17 protein-coding genes and 1 tRNA gene are annotated in these 23,628 nt (G+C 63.2%); 11 read left to right on the forward strand and 7 right to left on the reverse strand.

The features are described 5' to 3' along the window. Positions 1-55: 55 nt before the first annotated feature. Together H2O77_RS02285 and H2O77_RS02290 are read right to left on the reverse strand one after the other, a co-directional pair. On the reverse strand, positions 56-2,188 hold the full coding sequence (locus H2O77_RS02285; protein ID WP_240548683.1) for a TonB-dependent siderophore receptor: 2,133 nt from the start codon (positions 2,186-2,188) through the stop codon (positions 56-58). A 310-nt stretch (positions 2,189-2,498) separates the two neighbouring features. Next, a complete protein-coding gene (locus H2O77_RS02290) occupies positions 2,499-3,203 on the reverse strand; it encodes a hypothetical protein (protein ID WP_043333134.1) in 705 nt (234 codons plus the stop codon). A 251-nt stretch (positions 3,204-3,454) separates the two neighbouring features. Between H2O77_RS02290 and H2O77_RS02295 the strand changes: the two genes are divergently transcribed. Then, positions 3,455-3,531: transfer RNA gene (locus tag H2O77_RS02295), tRNA-Ile, on the forward strand. Between the two features lie 267 nt (positions 3,532-3,798). Here the strand turns inward: H2O77_RS02295 and H2O77_RS02300 are convergent. After that, complete coding sequence (locus H2O77_RS02300) at positions 3,799-4,356, reverse strand: hypothetical protein (protein WP_052384472.1); 558 nt, start codon at positions 4,354-4,356, stop codon at positions 3,799-3,801. 666 nt (positions 4,357-5,022) lie between these two features. Between H2O77_RS02300 and H2O77_RS02305 the strand changes: the two genes are divergently transcribed. The 3 genes from H2O77_RS02305 to H2O77_RS02315 all read left to right on the forward strand — a co-directional run bounded on the left by H2O77_RS02305 (position 5,023) and on the right by H2O77_RS02315 (position 6,858). Next, a complete protein-coding gene (locus H2O77_RS02305; RefSeq protein WP_215823816.1) occupies positions 5,023-5,436 on the forward strand; it encodes a hypothetical protein in 414 nt (137 codons plus the stop codon). 643 nt (positions 5,437-6,079) lie between these two features. Continuing rightward, positions 6,080-6,394 (forward strand): hypothetical protein, encoded by a 315-nt coding sequence (locus H2O77_RS02310; protein ID WP_215823817.1) that lies wholly within the window; start codon positions 6,080-6,082, stop codon positions 6,392-6,394. Positions 6,395-6,630: 236 nt separating this feature from the next. Continuing rightward, positions 6,631-6,858 (forward strand): hypothetical protein, encoded by a 228-nt coding sequence (locus H2O77_RS02315; RefSeq protein WP_054555349.1) that lies wholly within the window; start codon positions 6,631-6,633, stop codon positions 6,856-6,858. 131 nt (positions 6,859-6,989) lie between these two features. On the opposite strand, the gene H2O77_RS02320 is transcribed toward H2O77_RS02315, so the two are convergent. Further along, positions 6,990-8,603, reverse strand: coding sequence for a peptidoglycan DD-metalloendopeptidase family protein (locus tag H2O77_RS02320; protein ID WP_240548684.1), 1,614 nt, complete (start codon positions 8,601-8,603; stop codon positions 6,990-6,992). A gap of 509 nt (positions 8,604-9,112) precedes the next feature. Here H2O77_RS02320 and H2O77_RS02325 point away from each other — a divergent pair. Further along, positions 9,113-10,018, forward strand: a complete 906-nt coding sequence (locus H2O77_RS02325) for a LysR family transcriptional regulator (protein ID WP_175090186.1) — start codon at positions 9,113-9,115, stop codon at positions 10,016-10,018. A 166-nt stretch (positions 10,019-10,184) separates the two neighbouring features. Beyond that, positions 10,185-11,195 (forward strand): glutathione S-transferase family protein, encoded by a 1,011-nt coding sequence (locus H2O77_RS02330; RefSeq protein ID WP_215823819.1) that lies wholly within the window; start codon positions 10,185-10,187, stop codon positions 11,193-11,195. A 71-nt stretch (positions 11,196-11,266) separates the two neighbouring features. On the opposite strand, the gene H2O77_RS02335 is transcribed toward H2O77_RS02330, so the two are convergent. Then, positions 11,267-11,788 (reverse strand): YaiI/YqxD family protein, encoded by a 522-nt coding sequence (locus tag H2O77_RS02335; RefSeq protein WP_215823820.1) that lies wholly within the window; start codon positions 11,786-11,788, stop codon positions 11,267-11,269. 591 nt (positions 11,789-12,379) lie between these two features. On the opposite strand from H2O77_RS02335, the gene H2O77_RS02340 reads away from it, so the two are divergent. From H2O77_RS02340 to H2O77_RS02350, 3 genes are all read left to right on the forward strand, one after another. After that, entirely contained in the window at positions 12,380-14,086 is a 1,707-nt protein-coding gene (locus H2O77_RS02340) for a DEAD/DEAH box helicase (RefSeq protein ID WP_043333127.1), read from the forward strand. Positions 14,087-14,291: 205 nt separating this feature from the next. Further along, the gene (locus tag H2O77_RS02345) at positions 14,292-14,864 is read left to right on the forward strand and encodes a hypothetical protein (protein ID WP_215823821.1); all 573 of its coding nucleotides are present in this window, start codon (positions 14,292-14,294) and stop codon (positions 14,862-14,864) included. A gap of 53 nt (positions 14,865-14,917) precedes the next feature. Further along, a complete protein-coding gene (locus tag H2O77_RS02350; RefSeq protein WP_215823822.1) occupies positions 14,918-15,673 on the forward strand; it encodes an endonuclease V in 756 nt (251 codons plus the stop codon). A 49-nt stretch (positions 15,674-15,722) separates the two neighbouring features. Here H2O77_RS02350 and H2O77_RS02355 read toward each other — a convergent pair whose 3' ends face one another. Together H2O77_RS02355 and H2O77_RS02360 are read right to left on the reverse strand one after the other, a co-directional pair. Next, a complete protein-coding gene (locus H2O77_RS02355; RefSeq protein WP_215823823.1) occupies positions 15,723-19,313 on the reverse strand; it encodes an AAA family ATPase in 3,591 nt (1,196 codons plus the stop codon). After that, positions 19,310-20,710 (reverse strand): exonuclease SbcCD subunit D C-terminal domain-containing protein, encoded by a 1,401-nt coding sequence (locus tag H2O77_RS02360; RefSeq protein ID WP_215823824.1) that lies wholly within the window; start codon positions 20,708-20,710, stop codon positions 19,310-19,312. The genes H2O77_RS02355 and H2O77_RS02360 overlap by 4 nt, the downstream gene beginning before the upstream one ends. A gap of 408 nt (positions 20,711-21,118) precedes the next feature. On the opposite strand from H2O77_RS02360, the gene H2O77_RS02365 reads away from it, so the two are divergent. After that, entirely contained in the window at positions 21,119-21,538 is a 420-nt protein-coding gene (locus H2O77_RS02365) for a DUF1499 domain-containing protein (RefSeq protein ID WP_043333122.1), read from the forward strand. A gap of 621 nt (positions 21,539-22,159) precedes the next feature. Next, on the forward strand, positions 22,160-23,497 hold the full coding sequence (locus tag H2O77_RS02370) for an MFS transporter (RefSeq protein WP_240548685.1): 1,338 nt from the start codon (positions 22,160-22,162) through the stop codon (positions 23,495-23,497). The last annotated feature ends 131 nt before the right edge of the window (positions 23,498-23,628 follow it).

The following is a 23,628-nucleotide window of genomic DNA, read 5'->3' on the forward strand; positions in this document are numbered from 1 at the left end:
CGCCGGCGGGTCGTGCGGGTCGATTCAGAATCGACGGACTGCGGAGTTTTCGAGATCAGAAATCATAGGTCAGTGTCGCGGTCATGCTGCGCTCGGCACCGTAGTAGCAGAAGCTGGTGTTGTAGCAGGACGCGATGTATTCCTTGTCGAACAGGTTGCTGACGTTGAGCTGCACGCTGGTGCCGCTCCAGCCGATCTGGCTCAGGTCGTAGCCGACCAGGGCATCGACCAGCGCGTAGTTCGGCACCTTCTCGGTGTTCTCGGAATCCGCCCACATGTCGGCGTAGTAGCGCACGCCGAGGCCGGCATTCAGCCCCGTGAGCGGGCCTTCATTGAAGGCGTAGTCACCCCAAACGCTGACCTGGTGCTTGGGTACCTGGTTGGCGTCGTTGCCTTCGGTGCCATCTTCCGCCTTGGCATAGGTCACGTCGGTGTAGCTGTAACCGGCCTGCAGCGCGAAGTCGCGGGTCACCTGAGTGCGGGCTTCCAGCTCCAGGCCCTGGGACTCGATTTCACCGTAGGCGGTGTAGTAGCTGTCTTCCGGGTCCTTGGAGGCGACGTTTTCCTGATTGATGCGGAACAGCGAGACGCTGTACTGATCACGCGTGCCGTTGGGCTGGTACTTCATACCGACCTCGACCTGCTTGCCGGTGGTCGGGTCGAGCAGGTCACCGTCTTCATCGGTGTAGGAGTTCGGCGAGAAGGACGTGGAGTAGCTGACATAGGGCGAGATGCCGTTGTCGAAGCCGTAGATCAGGCCGATGCGGCCGCTCATCTCGTTGTCGTTCAGCTCGCTGGTGGTGTTGTAGTCACGATCGGTGTTCTTGATGTTGACCCAGTCCTGACGCAGGCCGGCGGCCAGGTTCCAGCGACCCCAGCTGATCTGGTCCTGCAGGTAGACACCAGTCTGGTCCAGTTCACGCTTCTGGTTCTCGGTGGCATAGATGGAGACATCGGCATCGCTGCTGCTGGAGACATCCAGCGTGCTGGCGGTGCCGTATTCCCAGTCCACGTCATTGGTGCGCGTCTGATAGTCGGCACCGAACAGCAGGGTGTGATCGAAGGCGCCGGTGGAGAAGCGGCTCTCCAGCTGGTTGTCGACGGTCCAGGCGCGCAGGCTTTCTTCGCCGCCGGAGTAGTAGCGGGTCAGCTCGGTGTCCGAGGCCCAGCCATAGGCGTAGACCTGCTCGAGGTCGACATCGGAGCGCAGATAGCGGAATTTCTGGCGTGCGGTGACAGCGTCATTGAAGCGGTGCTCGAAATCGTAACCGAGCATGCGTTCGGTGCGATCGAACTCTTCGTAGTCCTCGTCACCTTCGTAGAAGTCGTTGCCGAGCTTGGTGCCGTTGTAGCTGACCACCGTGCCTTCATAGGGCAGGCCGGAGTGGTAACCGCCTTCCGGGTCCTTCTGGAAGTAGCCCATCAGGGTGACGGTGGTGTCGTCGGTGACGTCCATGGTGATCTGAGGCGAGAAGGCGTAACGCTCTTCCTCGACGGAGTCGACCTGGGTGTCCTCGGCACTGGCGAGGCCGGTCAGGCGATAGGCGATGCGCTGCTCGTCATCCAGCGGGCCGGTGAGGTCGAAGGCCGCGCTGCGTTCGTTGTCGTCGCCGACGGTGAAGCGGACCTGGCCGGAGTCCTGGAACTCGGGGCGCTTGGACTGCATCGCGACCAGGCCACCCGGCGAGGAGCGACCGTAGAGAACGGAAGACGGCCCTTTCACCACCTCGATGCTGTCGAGGAAGTAGGGGTCGATGGTCATCGAGCTATAGGAGCCCGAGTCACCCATCAGCTTCAGGCCATCCAGGAAGGTGTTGCTGACACTGCCGTCGGAGAAGCCACGCAGCACCAGATAGTCATAGCGGTTGGAGGCACCGATCTGGTTGGTGAAGACGCCCGGCGTGTAATCCGCGGCACGCTGTACCGTCTCGGCTGCGCGCTTGTCGATATCGTCGCGCGTGATGGTGGAGACGGCCTGGGGGGTTTCCAGATAGCCGGTGTCGGTCTTGGTAGCCGCTGTGGTGGTCACCGTCATGGTGTCGAGGGTCTCGTCCTGAGACTCACGGTGGTCGGCCGCCATGGCCTGACCGGCGAAGGGCAGGCCAAGGCCAATCGCCAGTGCCAGAGGGTGCCTGGGCAGGGTCATCAGCAGGGAGCGAGTGGCTTTATGTGCGGCGGAGTCTTTCATGAGTGCGGTGTTCCATCCGGAATGATTTATATAGGAATGATTCTTGTTCGTCGTTCTCTCCTGTGGGTAGACGTTCAGATGACCGCTTTCTGAACCATGAATGAGAATTATTTTTATCATTCTCTTATGTCGTGGCGTCATGAGGGCGGACCATCGCCGTCATGCTCGTCCTTGCTGGCTGGCGCAGGCCGTTATCCTTGGCTGCTACCGGCACAAAAAAACCGCCCCGTAGGGCGGTTCTGATGACGCGATGAACGTGCTTGCGACGGGATCGCCGCGCTTGTCTGGCGGCGTCGCGCTGTGCTGAAGGTTACTGGTCGACCATCTCGCCCTGCAGCGTGACGGGAATGTCGCCTACCAGCTTGCCGTAGCCCAGCAGGTTGAGCAGAGTGCTGCCGACCTGATTCCTGGCGACTTCTGCACTGTCCAGCGAGATGGGGTCGGCGTTGATGAAGGTCAGGTGGGTGGCATCCTGACGGGTGACCTCCAGCGGCAGGGTCTCGCGGTGGGTGCGGTTGCCATCGGTGGCCGAGAAGGGCACCTGCATGCGCGTCGTCTGGCCGGGTTCCAGCGCCGCGATGGCCAGCGGGTCAAGATTCAGGGTCAGCGTGGCCAGGCGCATCTGGCTGACGCCGGACAGCCATGGCGGCAGCTCGCCGACCTTGTCGAGCAGGTCGGTCTGGCCGACGCTCAAGGGAATGCTCATCTTGCCGTCATCTCCCACGGTGCCGCTCAGGCCATTGAGGTGATGCACGTGCTCCACATTGCCCTGGCTGCCCTGCGCGGTCAGCGTCGCGGTGGCGCCGCTGCTGTCGGGCACCAGCTGCCAGGCGGCCTGTGTCGGCAGGCTGACACCGATACCACTCATGGCGAAGGCCAGTGCCGCGGCCTTGATCGGGGCGCCGAAGCGGCTTTTGGCGGCTGTGGCGGTGAGGCGGCTGGCGGGTTTGCCGGTCGAGCGACGTGCAAGCGTGCGACTCAGGGCGCGGGTCCAGCGAGAGAAAGGCAATGACATGTCATGACTCCTGATGGCCAGGGGCTTGATCGGGCGAGGCCCGCCATGAGCGCCTGGAAAAGATTCGATACTGCAGATGGGACATTGGACAGGCGGCGGCTCCAAGGGTTCGCGACACTCGTCGCAGCCGCAGCCTGACGGGGATGATCAACGCACATCTCGCGCCGCAGCCGGGAGGGGGGAATCGCTATGTTGTTGAGTTTTCGGGCTTTCCCGAGGCTCATGCTTTCGCTATCATATGCGCGCTGCATGGGCCCATAGCTCAGTTGGTTAGAGCACTCGACTCATAATCGATTGGTCGCAGGTTCAAGTCCTGCTGGGCCCACCATGCATGCCTTCCAGTGGGGTTTCATTCAGCTGATGCTCAAAAGCTCCAGTGCCCCGACAAGTCGCCAATGGCGGCTTTTTTTGTGCCTGTCACTTCGGCCTCTCTTGCTGTTCTTTCCCTTCTTTCCCTTCTTTCCCCCACCAGTGCATCTTTGGCGTGATTTTTCGTGGTCCTGAACCACGAACGCCCCATGCCGTGGGGCATGAGGCGTTTTCCTCTGCATTGGCGCGGATCATCCGGTTCGGGTGATCTCTTGCAGGGTCGCTATCACTGAGTCTCTTCTTCCATTTCCTGCTCAGTGTCATTGGCGGCACCGCTGATGGCGTTGCCGGCGGTGGTCAGCGCATTGGCGGTCGCCTGACGAGTGTCCTGCCAGGCGCTGGCAGCGGTGTTCTTGGTTTCATCCCAGGCCGCTGCGGCGCTCTTGCGCGTGTCCTGCCACCAGTCGGTGGTGTAGTTCGGCTGCTGCTCGAACTCGCTCACATCCATGTCGAGGTGGATGCGATATTCCAGGGCATCCAGATCATCACCCTGTTCGGTCTCGAGGGTGAACTTGCCCGTTTCCACGACGTACTGGTTCTCGTCCAGCCCCATGGAGTCATCGCTTTCGACGACCAGAGCGGCGACCTGCATATTGTCGTCGAGCAGGATGTCCTCGACTTCACCGATCACGTTGTTGTCATCGTTCTGCAGGTAGACATCGGCATCCATCAGCTCATCTGCGGAGTAGAGCCCCTGCGGACTGGCCATGGCCATGCTGGTAGTGGACAGCAGCGTGGTCGCGGTGATCGCACCCAGAATCTGTTTGCGGTTCATATTGCTCATGCCGTACTCCTTGCGTGTTGAATCGGTACTTCTGGTCCGGTCCCTCAAGCGCTTCCTTCTCGCTCGTGGCGCAAATGATTCGCCAGAACCATGACCCTACCCACTGAGATCCTGACGAGACCGACAAGTTTCAAGGGGGGGAAGAAAAACTTGTACGAGAATTTCTCTGTCTGTCATATGCAAGGTGTAAAGGGGCAATGTCGTCGTGCCAAGAAAGTGGGCTTTCTGGTGCTCCATAACTGTCGCGAACAGGCCGCCCGCAAGCGCTCTGTCAGCAGGGCTCTGACGAAGGGTTCGAGTAGAGGGGCGAGCAGAGAGATGAGGTGCTGAAGGATCGCTTGGATGCCAAGGCCCGCGCCGTTCAAGGCAAGAAGTCGAGATGATGCACGTGGATATGTCGCAATCAGTGCGCGTTCAAGGCTTTTCTGCTCGCTGATTGGCTGCCTGACGAGTGGGGCAAGATGTTTTTGCACGTCAAAAGAGGCTTTTTTGTAGCGAAGTGTTACACGGCTCTGGCGGGGCGCTCTCGTGCCACAGCGGGCGCATGGGGAGAGGTAAACGCTTGATCAGCGCACACGAAAGCGCCTGCCAATGCGTCTACATTAGCTATACAGATACGTTCTGATACGCGTTAAAACTTGTACAAGGTTTTGGAAGTGTCTAACTTTGCAACTGTCGAAGCACGGCGGGGCAGGCAGGAGATTACCTGATACAACATTGATGGAGCCGCAGAGGCGCTTTTTCAATCCCTTGTCAGGTTGCCGCAAGTTTTCACATCGTCATGTCGCCCGCTCCACCGGTTTCGAGCACAAGGTTTTCATCATGGATCCAATGGAGGGCATCGAGATGAACACAGTACGCAAGGTTCCCATGGAGTGTTCACGCTGTGGCAGCAACCGGGTTCACCTCGAAGATTCCCCGGCAGATGATGACATCGTCAGTTGTGCAGAATGTGATGAGTTTCTGGGTGTCTGGTTCATGTTGCGTGATCGCCTTGAAGTCAGTGCCCGCAAGCGAGCTGCGATTGACCCGGCCCTGATGGCGCAGAAGGTGGTCCAGCAGCTGGACGCCTCGGCCTGAAGCAAGCGCTTGTAAGGTCCAGTGTTCGCCAGTGCGTGTGAGGGCGCACAAGAATTTTTACCTCAGTGCCAGTCGGATTCGCTGTTTCGCCCTGGTCGCGGGCTTGTTGCCCAAGGCAACGAAACTGAATATCTGGCACTGCAGGTGGAGTCGAGATTTCCGTGATACCGCTGACGACTGTTCAGCGTCCTGGTCGACCTGCGGCGAGCCGCGTTGCTTCCGCGATAGGTCCTGTTCTGCCTGAGAGTGTTTTCCCGGCCTTTGGTCGGGATTTTTTTGGCTTCAAGCCCATGAATACCCGTCTGACGCCCGTCTGAAGAACGGTGCGGCGGATACCCCCTGATCTGGTATGCGTTTGATCTGCGTCATTCGCGAGGTGTTATCAGACTGTAAGATAGTGCTGTCAGACTCTTGCCGGTCGCGCTGCCATGAAGTGTGTTCCGCGCTCTGCGCGATACCTTCCGCAGCCGTGAGCGCAGAGACTGACCAGCGATAAAATTGTGGCATCTAACCGAAAGTGCAATGGAGTCTGTCGCTATCTGTCTCCATCATGCGCACGCAAACCGAGCCACGTCTTGATGTTTTCTGTACTGAGAATCTGGTCATGACATCGTCATCTTTTGCGTCGAAAAGGAGTTCGCGCATGTTTACCCCATCAGTCCCGACCCGTAATGGCCCTCAGTGTCCCGAATGCAACGAAGCGCTGGATTGGCCTGCCCGTGATCTGCCGGATGATCACATCCTCAAGTGCCCCAACGGCCATGCGTTGTGTTCGATGGGCGATTTTCGCCTGGCGGCACGTGAGATGGCGCTGCAGGAAGAGTTCCGCCTGACGCGTGATGGCGCCAGGTCACACGGCCAGCACCGTGTGCCGGAGCGCCCCGTCGCGCGCATGTCCAACACCGCAAGCCACGCCACCAGCCATGAGTCGCTTGCCGGCAGCATCAGCGCCGCGTGACATCTGTCTGTTCGAGTCTGCTCCTCAAGCCCCGGCCACCGTGCCGGGGCTTTGCGTCTGAGCGCAGTGCCGGGCAGTGCCTGGGCGATGTATCTCGGTGAGGTAGCTCGAGCCGAATGACGAGCGACTCCCCGCCAGCGGGGTTGCATGCCGTGCGAGTGGCCCCATGTCTTGGGGAGACGCCAATCGACCAGCTTCAAGGCGAGCGGCCCAGACACCGAACAGGAGAATGCTTCATGTCAGATCTTTCCGAGGAACTGCGTATTCCCAAGCCGTGCCCGGACTGTGGCAGCCAGCGAGTCCGCGTCTCGCAGGTCCACAATCCCGACGACAAGGTGTTCTGTGCATCCTGCGGTACCTACGTCTGCCTGTATGCCGATGTGGCCAAGATGCGAGAGGAGGGCGCGAGCAGCGAAGCGGAAGAGCTGCTGGAGCAGGCGTCCAACAAGGGCATGAAGAAGTGACCTGATCCCTGGCATGAGACACCGACAAAAGAAAAGGCCCCCCACCGTGAGGTGAGGGGCCTTTTCTTTTATCGGGCACATTTCATGTCAGGCGCAGGCCCTGTGCTTGCGGGCCCGCGCCTGGGTTCGCGTTAGCTCTCGTCACCCTGGCTTGGGGTGGAGGCCTTGGCGATGGCGCCAGTGTTGTCGGCGGCTTCCAGCTTGGCCAGCATGTTCTCTGACTGACGCTTGAAGTTGGCGAGCGCCTTGCCGGACAGAGACTTGTTGTTCGGCAGCTGAACGCGCATGGCATCGACCTGGCGGTTGTTGACCATCACCTCATAGTGCAGGTGCGGGCCGGTGGAGCGGCCGGTGTTGCCTGACAGGGCGATCTTCTCACCCATGGTCACGCGCTCGCCTTTCTTGACCAGCGGGCGTGACAGGTGCAGATAACGGGTCTTGTAGCCGTTGTCCATGCGCAGCACCAGATAGCGACCGGCCAGCGGGTGGTTGCCGACCAGCTCGACGACGCCATCCGCGGTGGAAAGCACCGGCGTGCCGATACGCACCGCGAAGTCGGTGCCCTTGTGCGGGCTGATGCGTCCGGTAACCGGATGGCGACGGCTGAGGTTGAACGGCGAGCTGATGCGCGCCTTGTGCGCCAGCGGATAGCGATTGAAGGCCGGGTCGAGGCCCTTGCCGTCGGGGGTGTAGTAGCGGCCGTCGCTGCTGTTGCGCACTACGGTCAGTGACTTGCGAGAACCTTCATAGCGTGCGGCGAGGATGCGGGAATCCATGCTGGTGCCGTCGATCATGTCGGACTCGACCAGCACCTGGAACTTGTCACCCTTGCGCGTATCGCGACGGAAATCGATCTTCTTGCCCAGCACCTGGGTCAGCTGGCTGACTTCCGCGACGCCCAGGCCAGTGGCTTCCGCTGACAGGGAGAAGCTGCCACTGACCGTACCGGCGAACATGCGCTGAGTGGCCTGGGTCGCCTTCTCGATCTTGGCGACATTGAAGCTTTCACCGCCGGCCTCACGCTTGACCATGAAGCCGCGACGCGCGTCCTTCATGATGCGCAACGCCAGCAGGTTGCCGTCTTCATCCAGCTTGTAATCGAAGCTGTCGCCGATGCGCCAATGGGTCAGCACGCGCTTGTCAGGCAGCGCCTTGAGGATGCGCGTGGTCTCGCTGTAGCCAAGGCCCAGCGAGCGCTCCGCCATCACGGCGAAGGTATCGCCGGCCTGCACGGTATAGGTCTGCCACTCGGGCACATAGACTTCCTCGGCCGCCAGCTCGGTCTGCAGCGTCGGGCTTTCGCCGAGCTCGACCGGGTCGACGGAGAGGTCGTCATAGGAGGTGCCGCCGGCCTGTTCGTCGGTCGCGGTGCCGATGACGGCTTCTGCGGTCTTCACTGCCGCCGGCGCCAGTGCCACGATCGGACCTGTCGTCTGGCTGTCGGGATGATAGTTGGCATCCGTCAGCAGCGTCGGCATGTCGAAATCGATGGCGACGATCTCGCTGGGCGTCAGTGCTGCCAGCGGAATGTCACCGGAGGCCGAGCTGGTCGCCGTCTGATTGGCGAGCTGCGCCGGGCTCAGGGGAGACTGAGTGTCGTCTGCGGCAGCAATCGCCAGCGGCAGCTTGGCCGGGGTGCTGGAATTTGCACTGGCCAGGTCGATGGCGATGGACTGTGAGGCCGTAGAGACATCAGGAGCATCGAATGTTTCGAGAAGCTTGTGAGCACCCAGCACGGTAACCATGGTGGCAACAGGTAAAAGAAGATACTTGTGCGCGCGAGGGAGCGAATGAAGGATTCGCAGCATATGTGACCGATAAAGTTATGTGAAATGAAAAGATGGCAACAATGAGGCATTCGAACCTTAACCAAGGTTCCCATCGTTCGATAGGCTGGACGCATGTCCAGTATGAGTAATTCAACCCTGTTTAGATCATTGACGGCGCAATTGGCGGTACCGGCAACATGAGGTCTGGCGAAAATAGCGCCATTTTTGCTTAGGAAACGCTGTTCAGGCAGTAAATCCTGCTTGGTGTTAAATTTTGTAAAGTTACGCAAAATAGCGTATTTGGCCTCCTGCATTTCAGAGGATGCCGTCCTGATGTCCGAGGATTGCGACCAGATGTCGGGAGTCTGACAGCACAGAATGCTCTTTTGCTCCCGTCGGGTTGCAGTATCAGGTGTCTGGTTTTTTGCGTCTGGCATGTCAGGATTGCCCCGTGCATTTCCGTACGTTCTGCAAGAGGAATCCCGATGTCGTCACGCGTGACACTGGCTCAGTGGCAGATGCTGGCCGCCGTGGTGGACCACGGCAGCTTCGCGCGCGCGGCGGCCGCGATCCACAAGAGCCCCTCGACCCTGAATCACGCCGTGCATCGCCTGGAGGCCTTGCTGGGCGTGCAGGTGCTGGAGCCGGTCGGGCGCAATGTCCGGCTGACCGAGGCGGGTGAATTGCTGCTGCGCCGGGCGCGTCAGCTGATCGAGAATGCGCGGGCACTCGAGGATGTGGCCGATGCGTTGTCGGAAGGCATGGAGAGCGAGATCGCCATCGCGGTGGATCAGCTGTTTCCGCCGGATGTGCTGGCACGGGCGCTGGAAGCCTTCTCGACGGCCTACCCGCAGGTGCGTGTCCAGCTGCACGAGACGACGCTGACCGGCGGGCGCGAGCTGTTCGAGGAGAAGGAAGCGGACCTGTTGATCAGCGGCTTGATGCTGGATGGCCATCTCGGCACCCCGTTGCTGCGTGAAACCTTCATCGCCGTGGCGGCGCCGGGGCACCCGCTGCACGCCCTCGGGCGGCCGCTGGATCTGCGTGATCTCGTGCAGCATCGCCAGCTGGTGGTACGCGACAGCAGTCGTTCCAGCGGCATGGATGCCGGCTGGCTCAAGGCCGAGGCGCGCTGGACGGTGAGCCACCTGGCCACGTCAGTCGATCTTGCCGAACGCGGGCTGGGCTTCGCCTGGCTGCCCCGTACCCGCATGAGCGAGGCCCTGGCCCGGGGGCGGCTACTGCCACTGCCGCTGGCCAATGGCGGCGAACGCGAAGTGTCGTTGATGCTCTATCTGCCGGACGATGATCGCGCGGGCCCCGCCGTCCGAGCGATGAAGGCGCAGCTGCACGCTGCCGTCGAGCAGGAGGCAAGCGAGCGGCGCTCTTGAAAGCGTATAGGGTCTGAAAAGCGTGAGGGCTTGAGAAAAGCACAGGGCTCGCACAACGTGATCGTTCGAGAAACTCGATCGTTGCCACGCAGTGAATTCGCTTGCGCTGTCGCGCTCGACTCTTAGGCTGGGGGCATCCCCTCAAGCCATATAAGGAGCGTGCAAGATGGGCTTACTGGTCGACGGCAAGTGGCAGGATCGCTGGTATGACACCGACAGCACCGGCGGTGAATTCAAGCGCGAGAGCGCGCGGCTCAGGGATTGGGTCGTGGCGCCCGATGCCCCGCTCGAAGGGCCGCAGGGACAAGCGGCCGTGCCCGCCAGTGCGGACCGCTTCCATCTCTACGTCTCGCTGGCCTGCCCCTGGGCGCATCGCGCGCTGATCATGCGCTCTCTCAAGGGGCTCAAGCCGCTGGTCGGCATGTCCTACACCAGCCCCTTGATGCTCGAACATGGCTGGAGCTATCTCGAGGAAGAAGGCTCCAGCGGTGATCCGATCAATGGCGTGCGCTATCACCACCAGCTCTACACCCTGACCGACCCGCACTACACCGGCCGTGTCACCGTGCCGGCGCTCTGGGACAAGCAGACCGGTCGCATCGTCAACAACGAGTCGGCGGAACTGGTGCGCATCTTCAATGACGCCTTCGATTCGCTGACCGGCAATGATCTGGACTTCTATCCCGAAGACCTGCGCGGCGAGATCGATGCCATCAATGCCGAGGTCTATGACAAGGTCAACAATGGCGTCTACAAGACCGGCTTCGCCACGCGGCAGGAGGTCTACGAGCGTCACTTCACGGCGCTGTTCGAGTGCCTGGATTCACTGGAGCGCCGGCTGGCCGACTCGCGTTACCTCACCGGTGAGTGGCTGACCGAAGCCGACATCCGCCTGTTCACCACCCTGATCCGCTTCGATGCCGTCTACTTCGGGCACTTCAAGTGCAATCAGCTCCGTATCGCCGACTATCCCAACCTCTCGCACTATCTGCGCGAGCTGTATCAGTGGCCGGGCATCGCCGAGACCTGCGATCTTGCGCATATCAAGACCCACTATTACGCCAGTCAGCAGACCATCAATCCCACCGCTATCGTGCCGCTCGGCCCGAGCCTGGCGCTCGACGCTCCCCATGACCGCGAGCGTCTGCCGGGCCAGGGCATTCGTCGTCACGCCTGAGGTCTTGAAGTCTGAGTTGATCGCGCCCGAGTTGGTGGCGCCCGAGTTGATGGCGAGCAGCGGCGGTTGGGTCAGGCGCGCGGTATCGGGCGTCTGATCTTGGCCAGCCAGCGGTCCAGTGCATTGCCGAAGTCGCGTTGCTCGCGCTGGCCGTAGGCGGACGGGCCACCGGTGTGCTCGCCGCTGGAGCGCATGCTCTCCATGAAGTCGCGCATCTGCACCTTGGCGCGAATGTTGTTGCTGTCCAGCGCTTCGCCGCGGGTCGTCATCACCAGCGCGCCTTTCTCGATCGCCTCCAACGCCAGCGGTAGGTCGGAGGTGATCACCATGTCGCCGGGGTGGGCGCGCTCGACGATCAACTGATCGGCAGCATCTGCTCCTTGTGGGACCGACAGCGCCTTGACGTGCAGCGAGCGCGGCAGCGGCACCTGATGGTTGGCGACGAACCAGGTGGGGGTCGCGGTGCGTTCCGCCGCGCGCACCAGGATGTCACGCGCGGCGCGCGGACAGGCATCGGCGTCGACCCACAGTGTGGTGACATGCTCGGCGGGATGTTGTGGGGAGGGGGCGTCATGGTCTTGCGCGTCAGTCATGCAGGCTCCTGTCAGGTGGTTGTTCAGCGAGTCGTGATGGCGGGGCGCATGCCTGCCCGAGGGCGGCCGGCCTGCGACCAAGGTCAAAAGAAAGGATGCAGAATGCGTGAGAGGCTGCTAGAATGCCAGCTCCTCGCATGTAGTGACCCACCATCCTGAGTAGCCGAGCCCGACGTGATCGCCGTTTCTTGTGGCCATCAGCCGGTATTTCGCGCCTCCCGGACCGCGTGGCGTAGCTTGCCCCAGCCATCCGTGACCCCTCGATTCGATCGATGTCCGGCCGCCGCGATGCAAGACCCGTCCCTGTCCACAGTGTGCATGATGGAGCGCCCCGAGACTCTGAGTAGAAGAGCCTCTGGTTGCTGTACGGTCGCCGCAGCGTTGTGCCTGAAAGTGGAATTGCGTCCATCTTCAGAGCAACCCGGGCCCGTCCATGCCAAGACGTCCAGCACTCGTACGTTTTTTCTGATGATGCCAGCGCCTCGTGCCTGACTGCATCGCCAGACGGAGCCCTTACGCTTCGTGTCGGTTCAACCCGACCCATTCTTCAGCTGCAAGCCTTACTTGTAGCCATTTAGGTGTGAGATATACATGACCACGACTTCCGTCGTCGATCGCTTCAGCGATCTTGCCCTGCTGCCTGCCGTCCTGACCTCTCTCGAGAAGCTGGGCTACGAAACTCCGTCCCCGATTCAGGCTCAGACCATCCCGAGTCTGCTCGAAGGCCGTGACATGATCGGCCAGGCACAGACGGGTACCGGCAAGACCGCTGCCTTTGCACTCCCGCTGTTGACCCGTCTGGACCTCGACCGCCGTGAACCGCAGGTTCTCGTGCTGGCCCCGACCCGTGAGCTGGCCCAACAGGTCGCCGTCAACTTCACACGTTACGGTCAGTTCATGCGTGGCCTGGAAGTGGCCACTCTCTGCGGTGGTCAGGACTACCGCGAGCAGATGCGTAGCCTCAAGAGCGGCGCGCAGATCGTCGTCGGCACCCCGGGTCGTGTCATCGATCACCTGGACCGCAAGAGCCTGAACCTGAACGGCCTGAAAGCCCTCGTGCTGGATGAAGCCGATGAGATGCTGCGCATGGGCTTCATCGATGACGTCAAGCGCGTCGTCGCCGATACCCCGAAGGAAGCGCAGCGCGTCTTCTTCTCCGCGACGCTGCCGACCGAGATCGAGCGTATCGTCAACCGCTACCTGGTTGATCCGGTCAAGGTTGCCATCAAGTCCGAATCGCGTACCGCTTCCACCATCGAACAGATGATGGTGCGTGTCGAAGGCGGCGCCAAGCTCGAAGCGCTGTCCCGTCTGCTGGAAGTCGAGACCGTCGATGCGGCCATCGTCTTCGTGCGTACTCGTGCCGCCTGTACCACTGTCGTCGAACAGCTGATCGCTCGCGGTATCTCCGCGGCAGCGCTGTCCGGTGATCTGGACCAGTCCCTGCGCGAGCGCACCGTGACTCGCCTGAAGCGTGGCAAGGTCGACGTGCTGGTCGCGACCGACGTCGCCGCTCGTGGTCTGGACGTGGCGCGTATCACCCACGTCTTCAACTACGACCTGCCGGGTGACAGCGAATCCTTCGTCCACCGTACTGGCCGTACTGGCCGTGCCGGTCGTGAAGGTCGCGCCATCACCTTCGTCAGCGGTCGCGAAATGCGCAAGGTTCGCTGGATGGAGCAGGCCCTGGGCCAGCGCATCACCGAACGCCAGCTGCCGAGCGAAGAAGAGATCCGTGGCCACCGTGACGCCGCCTTCCGTGCTCGCGTCGTCGAAGCCCTGGGCAGCAGCTCCAACGGTCACCGCGCTCTGGTCCAGAGCCTGGTCGAAGAAGGTCACGACCCGGTCGAGCTGGCCGCTGTCTTCGTCAAGATGGCTCGCGCCGAAGAGACGCCGATCCAGTCTCTGCCGAAGCCGGGTGCGCGTCGCAACGAGCGTTCCGAGCGCGGTGAGCGCACCGAGCGTCCGGAACGCGGTGAGCGTCGCAACTCCGCGCCGGTCGCACGTGAAGGCATGAAGCTCTACCGTGTGGCCGTCGGCCACCGTGACGGCGTCAAGCCGGGCCAGCTGGTTGGCGCTCTCGCCAACGAAGGCGGCATCGAAGGTTCACGCATCGGTCGCATCGACATCCGCAACACGCACAGTGTCGTGGAACTGCCGAGCGGTCTGCCGACCAGCATCGTGTCCAAGATGGCGCGTGCTCGCGTCGCTGGCCGCCCGCTGGAACTGGCAGAAGACGGTGCGGGCGCTCGTCCGCAGCGCCGTGAAGGTGGCAACGACGACCGTCGTCGCGCCTGATCAGGCCTGAGTCGGGTCAGCACTGATCGCAGTGCTGGCCACGGCTTCTGAAAAGACCGGTACCTCTCACGAGGTACCGGTTTTTTTGTGCCTGGACGAAAGGCGCTACGGGGGCTGGTATCCTGTGCTGGCGTAGGTCCACCGCTCATCATAGCTCCACCGCTCATCATAGCTCCACCGCTCATCATTTCCCGAGGATGCCCACATGATCTCTTCACTCGATGCCTTGCGCCGTGGCCTGCAGGCCACGCCTGCCCGCCAGCTGTTGCTGTGCGCTCTGCTGGCGCCCCCCTGGCTGCCACTCGGTGCGGCCCACGCCGAGTCCGGCATGCCGACCAGCAGCGCCACGCCGGAGATTCGCGTGCCGCTGGTCTCGCTGGAGGCCCTGCGTCTGGCGCCGGTGGTCTCACCGCAGGGCGAGGCGCTGGGCAAGGTCGAGGATGTGCTCAGTGATACGCGTGGTCAGATCCATCGCCTGCTGATTCGCCCTGACGGCGGTGACAAGGCGGCCAGCATCGATTTCGCGCGCTTTACCCGTGAGGCGGTCAGTGACCCGCTGGCGGCTGAGGCCCCCGGCGATATCCGTTACCGTCTGGTGCTCGACATGACGCCGGAGCAGCTGACGGCAAGCGCGGACCAGCCGCTTTCCAATCGCCTGTCACGCCAGCTGGAACGCAGCATGGGGGAGGTCGGCAATGGGCTGGACACCTTCCGCAATCAGGCGGCGGAGGTGCTGCGTTCACTGGGCAAGCAGCTTGAAGGTGAGGGCGATCGATAGCATCTGAGGGAGAGAGACCCGCAACCGCCGAGAGGGAATGCATGAGTGAGTGGATGACAGCACTGCACGATTGGAATCTCGACCCTGCCGCCGCCGTTGCCAAGCAACGCGAAATGGCCACTCGACTGACGTTGACGCCGCCCTGGGGAGCAAGCCCCGGCGAGTGGCCAGCGACCATCACCGGGGTCGATATCGGCTTCGAGGATGGGGGCGAGGTGACACGCGCGGCGGTGGTGACGCTGGATCTGGCGACGCTGGAGCCCCTCGAGCAGCAGCTGATCCGTCAGCCGACACGCATGCCGTATATTCCGGGCTTGCTGTCGTTCCGGGAGCTGCCCGCCGCCATCGCCGCCCTCGAATCGCTGGAGCGTGCGCCCGAATGCCTGATGGTGGACGGCCATGGCATCGCGCACCCGCGCCGCCTGGGTGTGGCGGCGCATCTCGGCCTGTGGTGTGACCTGCCATCCTTCGGCGTGGCCAAGAAGCGCCTGTGCGGCAAGCATGGCGAACCGGGCGATGCGCGCGGCGACTGGGTCGCACTGACGGATCGCGTGCGTGAAGCGGATGGCGAGCTCGGCATCATCGAGAATAGCGAGCTGCCCAAACGCGAACAGCGCAGCCAGCTGGGCGCCGTGCTGCGCTCGCGCGCGAAGGTCAAGCCGGTGTTCGTCTCGCCGGGCCAGCGCATGAACCTGGATACGGCGCTGGCGATGACCCTGCACTGTCTGGGCAAGACCAAGCTGCCCGAGCCGACCCGACTGGCGGACCAGCTCGCCAGCCGCCGCCTCAAGCGGCTTCGTGATGCCTAGCTGCCTCAAGCGGCTACGCTGAACCTGGCTTCGTGACGCCTGACCGCCGCTAGCCCTCGATCTCCAGTCGGCTCTGGCCGTTGCCCGAGGGGCGCACCGCGATACGCACCGGAATGCGTTCATGCATCTCGGCCACATGCGAGATGACCCCGACGCGACGGCCGCTGGCCTGCAGGCCATCCAACGCCTCCATCGCCAGGGCCAGCGAATCCGGGTCGAGGCTACCGAAGCCTTCATCGATGAACAGCGATTCGATGCGCAGCTCACCGGAGGCCATGCCCGCCAGGCCCAGCGCCAGCGCCAGCGAGACCAGGAAGGTCTCGCCGCCGGACAGCGAATGCACGCTGCGCAGCTCGTCACCCATCTCGGTATCCACCACCACCAGTCCCAGCGGGCTGGCGCCGCGCGCCAGACGATAGCGGCGAACCAGATTGGCCAGATGCAGATTGGCATGCTCGATCAGGCGCTCGAGATTGAAGGCCTGGGCGATGGTGCGGAACTTGGCACCGCTGGAACTGCCGATCAGCTCCGACAGCGCGCCCCAGCGTTCATGGACTGCGCGGGCGCGGGCCAGCTGCTCGCCAAGTTCGGCGCTGCCGCTGCGGCGCTGATCATCATTGAGTATCGCCGCCTGCGCCGATTGATGGGCCTCGCGCACGGTAGTGAGCGGTGTCTTGAGCGCCGCGATCAGAGTGGCCAACGCCTCGCCAAGCGCGTGGGTGTCTTCCTCGGGCTGTGTCTGCGCATCCTCCGGCTCTCCAGCGGCATCTTCTTGCGGGGATTGCAGATGAGTCTGCAAGCGAGCATGCAGCGCCAGGGCCTGCTGGGCCTGGGCGCGGATGACGCCCGTCTCTTCAGTCCCCGCCGTGCCTTCTCCTGCGGTGCCTTCTCCCGCCGTGCTTTCTCTCGCCGGACCTTCTCCAGCGGTACCTGCTCCTGACGTCTCCACGGCGGGCGCTGCCAGCTGTTCGAGTCCTGCCAGCTGCTCGAGTACCGTCTGCCAGCTGGAGGTCCGAGCGGCCAGCCAGTGTTTGAGCTGGCGCGCATTGCGCTCCTCACACAGGGCATCCGCGCGTGCCACGCGCTCGTGGGCACTGCGCAGTTGCTGGCGCAGTGCCTGCAGCTCGTGATCCTCGACAGCCAGCAACTCCGCGATGCGCGCGTCATCCAGGCCGGGATTCGCTGCCTGCCAATCCGCGCGTTCGCGGTCGAGCGAGTCTTGCTCCTCGCGCAGCTCCGCTTGGCGCTGCTGCAGGTTGGCCTGCTGCTGCGTCAGCTGCTGTTGCTGGTCGCTCAACTCCTGCAGTGCCTGCCGCGCATTCTCTTGTTCGTTGCGCATCCGGGTGGTCAGCGACTCGATCCAGTCGGACCAGTCGCTCACGCTGGCATGCTGTCGCTTGGGGTCTGCGCTCAGCTGCTGGGCAAGCGTGGCGCTGAGTTGCTCGATCTCGCGCGCCAGCGCAGTGATCTGCGTCTCGCACTGCTGAAGCTGTGCTTCGCCATGCTGGCATTGCGTCGTCAGCGTGGCATGGCGTGTTGCCAGTGCCTGGCGTTGCTCACGCAGCGGCGTCAGCTGACGCAGTGTCGTCACCAGTGTGTTCTGGCGGGCGTCCAGTTCCCCAAGGCGCTGCTCGATCAGTTGCAGTGCGTGGGCAGCCGGCAGCTGCGGCAAGGGGGCAAGCTGGGGCTGCTCCGACAGCGAGTGCCGGGCCAGAAGCTCGGTCAGGTTCGTCTGGCAGCTCTGCGCCTGCTGCTGCAGGCGTTGCAGCTCCGTGTGCAGCTGGGTCTGTTCCTGCTGAAGATAGCCGAGCTGCTGCTCGAGGCGGGCGTGCTCGTGACTGGCTGACTCCATGGCTTGCTGCGCGGTGGCCGTGGCCTGACGGCGCTGATCAAGGCGCTCGCGGGCCTGCTGCTCCAGCTGAGCGATCAGCGCCTCGGCCGGTGCGGCCTGGCCGGCGGCGGGGTGCTCGTGGCTGCCGCACACCGGGCACTCCTCGCCCTGGACCAGCCCGCGGCGCAGCGCCATCACGTTGTCGCTGCGTGCCAGACGCTCCTGCTCCTGCTGGCGGCGCTCGGCGTCTTCCTCGTGGCGCGCCTGGTCGCGGGCCTGCAATGCCTGCGCCTGCCGGGCAGCTACATCCCGCAACGCCTGTTGCTGTCGGGGCAGCTGCTGCTCCAGCTCGACAAGACGCTGCTGCACCTCATCACGGCGAGCCAGGCCACTGATCTGCTCGCTGAGTACGGGCTTGAGCTCCAGTAGTGCATCGCGCTGACGTTGCAGTTGGTCACGATAGTCTTCGGCATCGCGCAGCGGCTGGCCTGACTCGTCGACCAGCGTCGCCTGCAGCTGCTGGAGTTGCTGCTCCAGCTGCTGGCGCTGGCGATCCTGTGCCTCGAGCTCCTGCTGATGTTGGCCGAGCGTGTCGCGCAGGCGGTGCTGTTCACTCTGCTGGCTGGCGTGTGCTTCGCGTTGTTGCGCCAGACGCGAAGCCACCTGACGTGCCTCTTCAAGCTTCGGCAGTTGCTCGCCGCGCCAGGTCTCGCAGCGCTGCATGCGTTCATCGGCGGTGTGCCTGGCGGCCCGGGCCTGCTCCACCTTGGGCGACAGGGTGCCGAGCTGCTGCTCCAGCTGGGCCAGTTGCGTGGCCAGCTGCGCATGCTGCGGCGCGATCGCCGTGAGGCGCAGCAGGGCAGGGCGAATTGGCGCGAGAGCTTCCAGGGCGCTGAGTTGCTCGCGCTGACGGGAAAGCCCATCGCTGGCGGCGTGAGCCGCGGTCTGCTCCTGCTGCGCCTGACGCAGGGCCTGTTCGAGTTCGCCCGCCGTGGTGGTCCACTGGTGATAGGCCGTCAGTGCATCATGCTGTTCGCTGAGCCGGGTCATGGCCGTCTGGCGCAGGCGGACCTCCTCCTCGAGCGCCTGACGCTCCTGCGGGCTGGCCGGCAGCTGGCCTTCCAGCTTGCGTTCCAGTTCATTGACGGCCTCGCGGGCGGCGCGCTCGCGCTCATGGGCGGCCATCGAGATCTCGGAGTAATGGCCGGTATCGGTCAGCTTCTCCAGCAACTCCGAGCGTTCATTGTCATTGGCACGCAGGAAGGCGCTGAACTCGCTCTGCGCCAGAAGTACGGCGCGGGTGAACTGCTCGAAATTCAGGCCGAGCCTGTCGATGATCAACGCCTTGGCGTCATTGCTGGTGGTGTTGAGGGTCTGAGCCGGCTGGATGTCATCGCCGGTGGGCAGCAGCTGGAGATGTTGCTTGGCATTCTGCAGGCGCCCGCCGGGCTTGCCGCGTGCGCGGCTGACCGTCCAGCTGGCGCGATAGCGCAGGCCATCGCGGCCGATGAAATCCACCTCGGCCTTGCCTTCGCCACAGCCACGCCGGAGCAGGCTGCGCGGGTCCTTGAGCGTCAACTGATGCTCGCCGACATCCTCCAGCTGGCCGCCACTCGGCGTCTGGCGCAGGCGCGGCGTGGTGCCATAGAGCGCCAGACACAGGGCATCGAGCAGCGTGCTCTTGCCGGCCCCGGTGGGCCCGGTGATGGCGAACAGGCCGGCATCGGACAGCGGCGCCTTCTCGAAGTCGACTTCATGCGCGCCGGCAAGCGACGCCAGGTTGTCGAGGCGCAGGGCGAGAATCTTCATGCCTGACCTCCCTTGGCCTTGTCTGCTTTGCCAGTCTTGTCTGGCTTGCGAGCGGACCGAGTGGCCGGCTCGCCTTCGAGGCGCGTCTCGCGCGCTGCCTCGACCTCCTCGAGCAGCAGGGCGAAATCCTCGATCAGCGTCGGGTCCGGCTCACTGTCATAGGTGGCGCGATAGTGACGCTCGAACAGCCCCATCGGCCCCAGCTCATCGAGCTTCACGCCTTTCGGCGCACGATGCTCGACACTGGGCGCCGGGTAGCGGGTGACCAGCTTGATCAGACGCAGCGGCGCGCCTTCCAGCAGTGCCTCGATACGGGCGCGCAGGTCGATCAGCGGGGCTTCCAGCTGCACGGTCACTTCCAGCCACGGCCAGCGTGTCGGCTCGAGATCCGCCTGGGCCTCGGCGACCAGCGCCGTGAGCCGAGAGGTAATCTCGGCCAGGGGCGCAGGCCCGACGCGCGTGAGAGCGACATGGCAGGGCACGCGATGCTCCTCGACCTTCTCCAGGCTGTCATTGTTGAGCGTGACATCGAGGATGCGGTGACCGTAGTCGACCTCGGAGAAGTCCATCGCCAGCGGCGTGCCGCAATAGCGGATGCGCTCCTCGCCACCCACGCGCTGCGGGCGATGCAGGTGGCCCAGCGCCACATAGGCGATGTCGTCGGGGAACAGGCTGGTCGAGAGCGCCTCTTCGCCGCCCATCAGGATCGGGCGCTCGCTGTTCTCGGACACCTCGCCGTCACGCATGTGGGCATGGCCCATGGCGATCAGCGCCTCGCCGGGCTGGCGGGCGGCGCGCGCAGCACTGACCAGCTGCTGGTGCACGCGGGCCACGCCGTCGCGGTAGGCCTCGCTGCGGGTGCGTTCGGCCTTGCCTGCTGCTTGCCCTTCCTGCTCGGCTTGCTCGCCGCTGCTCAGGCCGGTGACCTCGGCCGGGCGCAGGAAGGGCACCGCCAGGCACAGGGCGCGGCGCTTGCCGTCACGATCATGCAGGGGCACCAGCAGATGCTGGCAGTCGAGACTGTGGGCATCGCCGCCGTCGGCGGAGTCATCCACCCAGCGCACGCGACCCAGCGCATGGGTCTTGAGACGTGCCAACAACGCGGCCGGCAGCTCGATGCGGGAGCCGGAATCGTGATTGCCGGCGATCATCACGATCTCCAGCGCCGCGTCCTGCTCGTGGGCGCGCACGATGAAGTCGTAGAGCAGCTCCTGGGCGGCCAGGCTCGGGTTGACCACATCGAACAGGTCTCCGGCGATCAGCAGCGCATCCGGCGCCAGAGTCTTGAGCTGCCCGAGCAGCCAGTCGAGAAAGGCAGCATGCTCGACATGACGGCTCTGGCCGTGAAAGCTCTGGCCGAGATGCCAGTCGGAAGTGTGCAGAAAGCGGAAGCTCACGATGGGGTCCTTGCGAAGTCGTCTGGCCGGCGGCTGGGGCTGGGGCAAGCCGGGCCGGGTGAAATGCTGCCCAGTGTACGGTCTGGCTTCGCTGGGGCGGAAGAGGGCACGGCCTCAAGCCGCTCAAGGTGCGGCGCATTATCAGGCAGATGATCTGGATCAAGGCCTTCCACGGGCAAAATCGACAAAAGTCGCTACGCTGAAAGTCGAGGCCCTTGTCATTCACCGACAAGCCCACGCGATGGCAGCGTGTGGGAGTTGCCTCAGCGAATCACATCAGCGGAGAAGCCCGCATGGGGCTTTCTTGCGCACAGTCTTCGCAAAGTCTTCAAGCTGACTTGGATAACAATCAGGCTGGTGACAGAGGATGCTGTTACCGACGCCCAGAGATGACAGGAAGGATTCGAAATGCGCCAAGGTCTTTTTGCTTCACCTCGTCCCGACAATCTCGGCCTGCATGATGGCATGCTGGCTCCGGCCCCCAGCACCCCCAACGGGGTCAGTTCCCAGGCCACTGACAGCAAGCATTATGTCGCGCCACTCCCGATGCCGCAGGATTGCTGCGTCAGTGCGATGGAGAAGTTGCACGGCATCATAGAATCGATGGGTCATGCTGAAATCGTCAGCGAAGATGGCGGCTATCTGCACGCCGAGTTCCACACCCCCGTGCTGGGCTTCGTCGATGATGTGGAAATCGTCTGCAATGAAGAGGAGGGGGTCTGTCATGTGCGCAGCGTCTCGCGCAGAGGGCATTCCGATCTCGGCAAGAACCGCCAGCGGGTCGAGGACATTCGTCAGCGCCTGGAAGGCTGGGGCTACTGCAGCTGACGCTTGTCGATGAACCTGAGCTTGAATCCAGCCCTCGGGCGTCGCCCGGCAGGCGAGGGAAGATGACTCACCGCATGACGCCCACCACGTCCCTCATTGCTTGAACTGCACAGGATGATGTTCACCACCCCGGTCCGCCTTCTCGAGGCGCCGGGGTTTTTCATGCCAACTCTTGGCAAGGTCGGCGTGATTTCCCGCAAGACCCCTGCCAAACAGTGAGCGAACGCTACCCAGCCAAGGTCGCCTTTGCTACTCTGGACGCGATACATGAGACGCATGATTGCATCGATCTGTATTGTGTTTTTTGCAATGCAGTGATGCGTCGTACGCTGGCAGGATTCCGCATGATCGCCACGCCTCCGGGGCAACCCCGGTGCTTTCAGTCATCATCAGCACGACTTCCGCTCCGTGACCGATGATGACTCTCGGTTGGATGATGTCTTTCGATTCGATGATGTCCCTCGACAGGATGATGTCTCTCGATTCGATGATGTCTCTCGACAGGATGATGTCTTTCGACAGGATGATGTCTCCCCGACTGAAAGCCTCCAAGACAAGATGTGCGACGCGTGAATCACCCTTGACCATCGCTGGACACCAGCCCCCGCTAAACAGAGATCCATGAACGATTCCGTCCCCGCAGCGGGCTCCGCCCCCGCTGCACACGATATGCCCAACGAAAATTCGCTCAAGCGTGGTGACATCAAGGTACTCGGTCTGTCCGCTCTCGGCGGCGCCCTCGAGTTCTATGACTTCGTCATCTTCGTGTTCTTCGCCACCGTCGTCGGCCAGCTGTTCTTCCCGCCCGACATTCCCGAGTGGCTGCGTCAGGTGCAGACCTTCGGCATCTTCGCCGCCGGTTATCTGGCGCGCCCGCTGGGTGGCATCATCATGGCCCACTTCGGCGATACGCTCGGCCGCAAGAAGATGTTCACGCTGTCCATCTTCATGATGTCGCTGCCGACTCTGCTGATGGGCATGCTGCCGACCTATGCCGTCATCGGCATGTGGGCGCCGCTGCTGCTGATCATCCTGCGTCTGTTCCAGGGCGCGGCAGTCGGCGGTGAGGTGCCGGGTGCCTGGGTGTTCGTCAGCGAGCACGTCGCACCGCGTCACAATGGCCTGGCCTGCGGCACGCTCTCGATGGGGCTGGTGGGGGGCATCCTGCTCGGTTCGCTGATGGCCAGCGCCATCAACAGTGTCTACACCCCGCAAGAAGTCAGTGATTTTGCCTGGCGGATTCCGTTCATCATCGGCGGCGTGTTCGGGCTGTTCTCGGTCTATCTGCGTCGCTGGTTGCACGAGACGCCGGTATTCGCCGAGATGCAGCAGAAGAAGGCGCTGGCCGCCGAGCTGCCCTTGAAGATGATCCTGCGGGAACAGCGTCCGGCGATTGCCGTGGCGATGGCGGTCACCTGGATTCTGACCGCTGCCATCGTGGTCGTGATCCTGATGACGCCGAGCCTGATCGCAGGCCTCGAGGGCCTGAGCCGTGCCGCGGCCTTCTCCGCCAACAGTCTGGCGATCGTGGCGGTGTGCGTCGGCTGCATCGTCTCCGGTTACATGGTCGATCGCATCGGCGCCGGCGTCACCCTGGTGCTGTGGAGCGCCTTGCTGGGCATCACCTACTGGGTCTTCCTCGCCACCATGCACTCAGACCCCAGCCTGCTGGTGCCGCTCTACTGCCTGACCGGCTTCAGCGTCGGCATCGTCGGCGCGGTGCCGAGCATCGCGATCCGCGGCTTCCCGCCGGCGGTGCGCTTCACCGGCCTGTCGTTCTCCTACAATGTCGCCTACGCCATCTTCGGTGGCTTCACGCCGATTCTGGTCTCGCTGATGATGACCGTCTCGCCGCTGTCGCCCACCTGGTACGTGGCGGCGCTGTCGCTGATGGGCGTGGTGCTCGGCCTGTGGCTGGCGATCAGCCCGCGCGGCCGCGAGCTGATGCGCATCGTCTGATCAGCGTATCCGGCATCGCAGGATGAGAGACAGGCCCTTGTGGCCTGCCTCTGCCTGAAAACGCGCATCACCCTCTGGGTGGTGCGCGTTTTTCGTTTGGGCCGGCGCCACGGCGACGCTAGGATAGAGCC

The sequence above is a fragment of the Cobetia sp. 4B genome, from assembly GCF_018831605.1.
GTDB classification, from domain to species: Bacteria; Pseudomonadota; Gammaproteobacteria; order Pseudomonadales; family Halomonadaceae; genus Cobetia; species Cobetia amphilecti.

Bases quoted from the DNA above. Each gene is read 5' to 3' on its own strand.
- H2O77_RS02285 (WP_240548683.1), bottom strand. From the start codon at position 2,188: ATGAAAGACTCCGCCGCACATAAAGCCACTCGCTCCCTGCTGATGACC.
- H2O77_RS02370 (WP_240548685.1), top strand. From the start codon at position 22,160: ATGAACGATTCCGTCCCCGCAGCGGGCTCCGCCCCCGCTGCACACGAT.
- H2O77_RS02330 (WP_215823819.1), top strand. From the start codon at position 10,185: ATGGGCTTACTGGTCGACGGCAAGTGGCAGGATCGCTGGTATGACACC.
- H2O77_RS02345 (WP_215823821.1), top strand. From the start codon at position 14,292: ATGATCTCTTCACTCGATGCCTTGCGCCGTGGCCTGCAGGCCACGCCT.
- H2O77_RS02335 (WP_215823820.1), bottom strand. From the start codon at position 11,788: ATGACTGACGCGCAAGACCATGACGCCCCCTCCCCACAACATCCCGCC.
- H2O77_RS02355 (WP_215823823.1), bottom strand. From the start codon at position 19,313: ATGAAGATTCTCGCCCTGCGCCTCGACAACCTGGCGTCGCTTGCCGGC.
- H2O77_RS02290 (WP_043333134.1), bottom strand. From the start codon at position 3,203: ATGTCATTGCCTTTCTCTCGCTGGACCCGCGCCCTGAGTCGCACGCTT.
- H2O77_RS02325 (WP_175090186.1), top strand. From the start codon at position 9,113: ATGTCGTCACGCGTGACACTGGCTCAGTGGCAGATGCTGGCCGCCGTG.
- H2O77_RS02365 (WP_043333122.1), top strand. From the start codon at position 21,119: ATGCGCCAAGGTCTTTTTGCTTCACCTCGTCCCGACAATCTCGGCCTG.
- H2O77_RS02310 (WP_215823817.1), top strand. From the start codon at position 6,080: ATGTTTACCCCATCAGTCCCGACCCGTAATGGCCCTCAGTGTCCCGAA.
- H2O77_RS02315 (WP_054555349.1), top strand. From the start codon at position 6,631: ATGTCAGATCTTTCCGAGGAACTGCGTATTCCCAAGCCGTGCCCGGAC.
- H2O77_RS02320 (WP_240548684.1), bottom strand. From the start codon at position 8,603: ATGGTTACCGTGCTGGGTGCTCACAAGCTTCTCGAAACATTCGATGCT.
- H2O77_RS02340 (WP_043333127.1), top strand. From the start codon at position 12,380: ATGACCACGACTTCCGTCGTCGATCGCTTCAGCGATCTTGCCCTGCTG.
- H2O77_RS02300 (WP_052384472.1), bottom strand. From the start codon at position 4,356: ATGAGCAATATGAACCGCAAACAGATTCTGGGTGCGATCACCGCGACC.
- H2O77_RS02350 (WP_215823822.1), top strand. From the start codon at position 14,918: ATGACAGCACTGCACGATTGGAATCTCGACCCTGCCGCCGCCGTTGCC.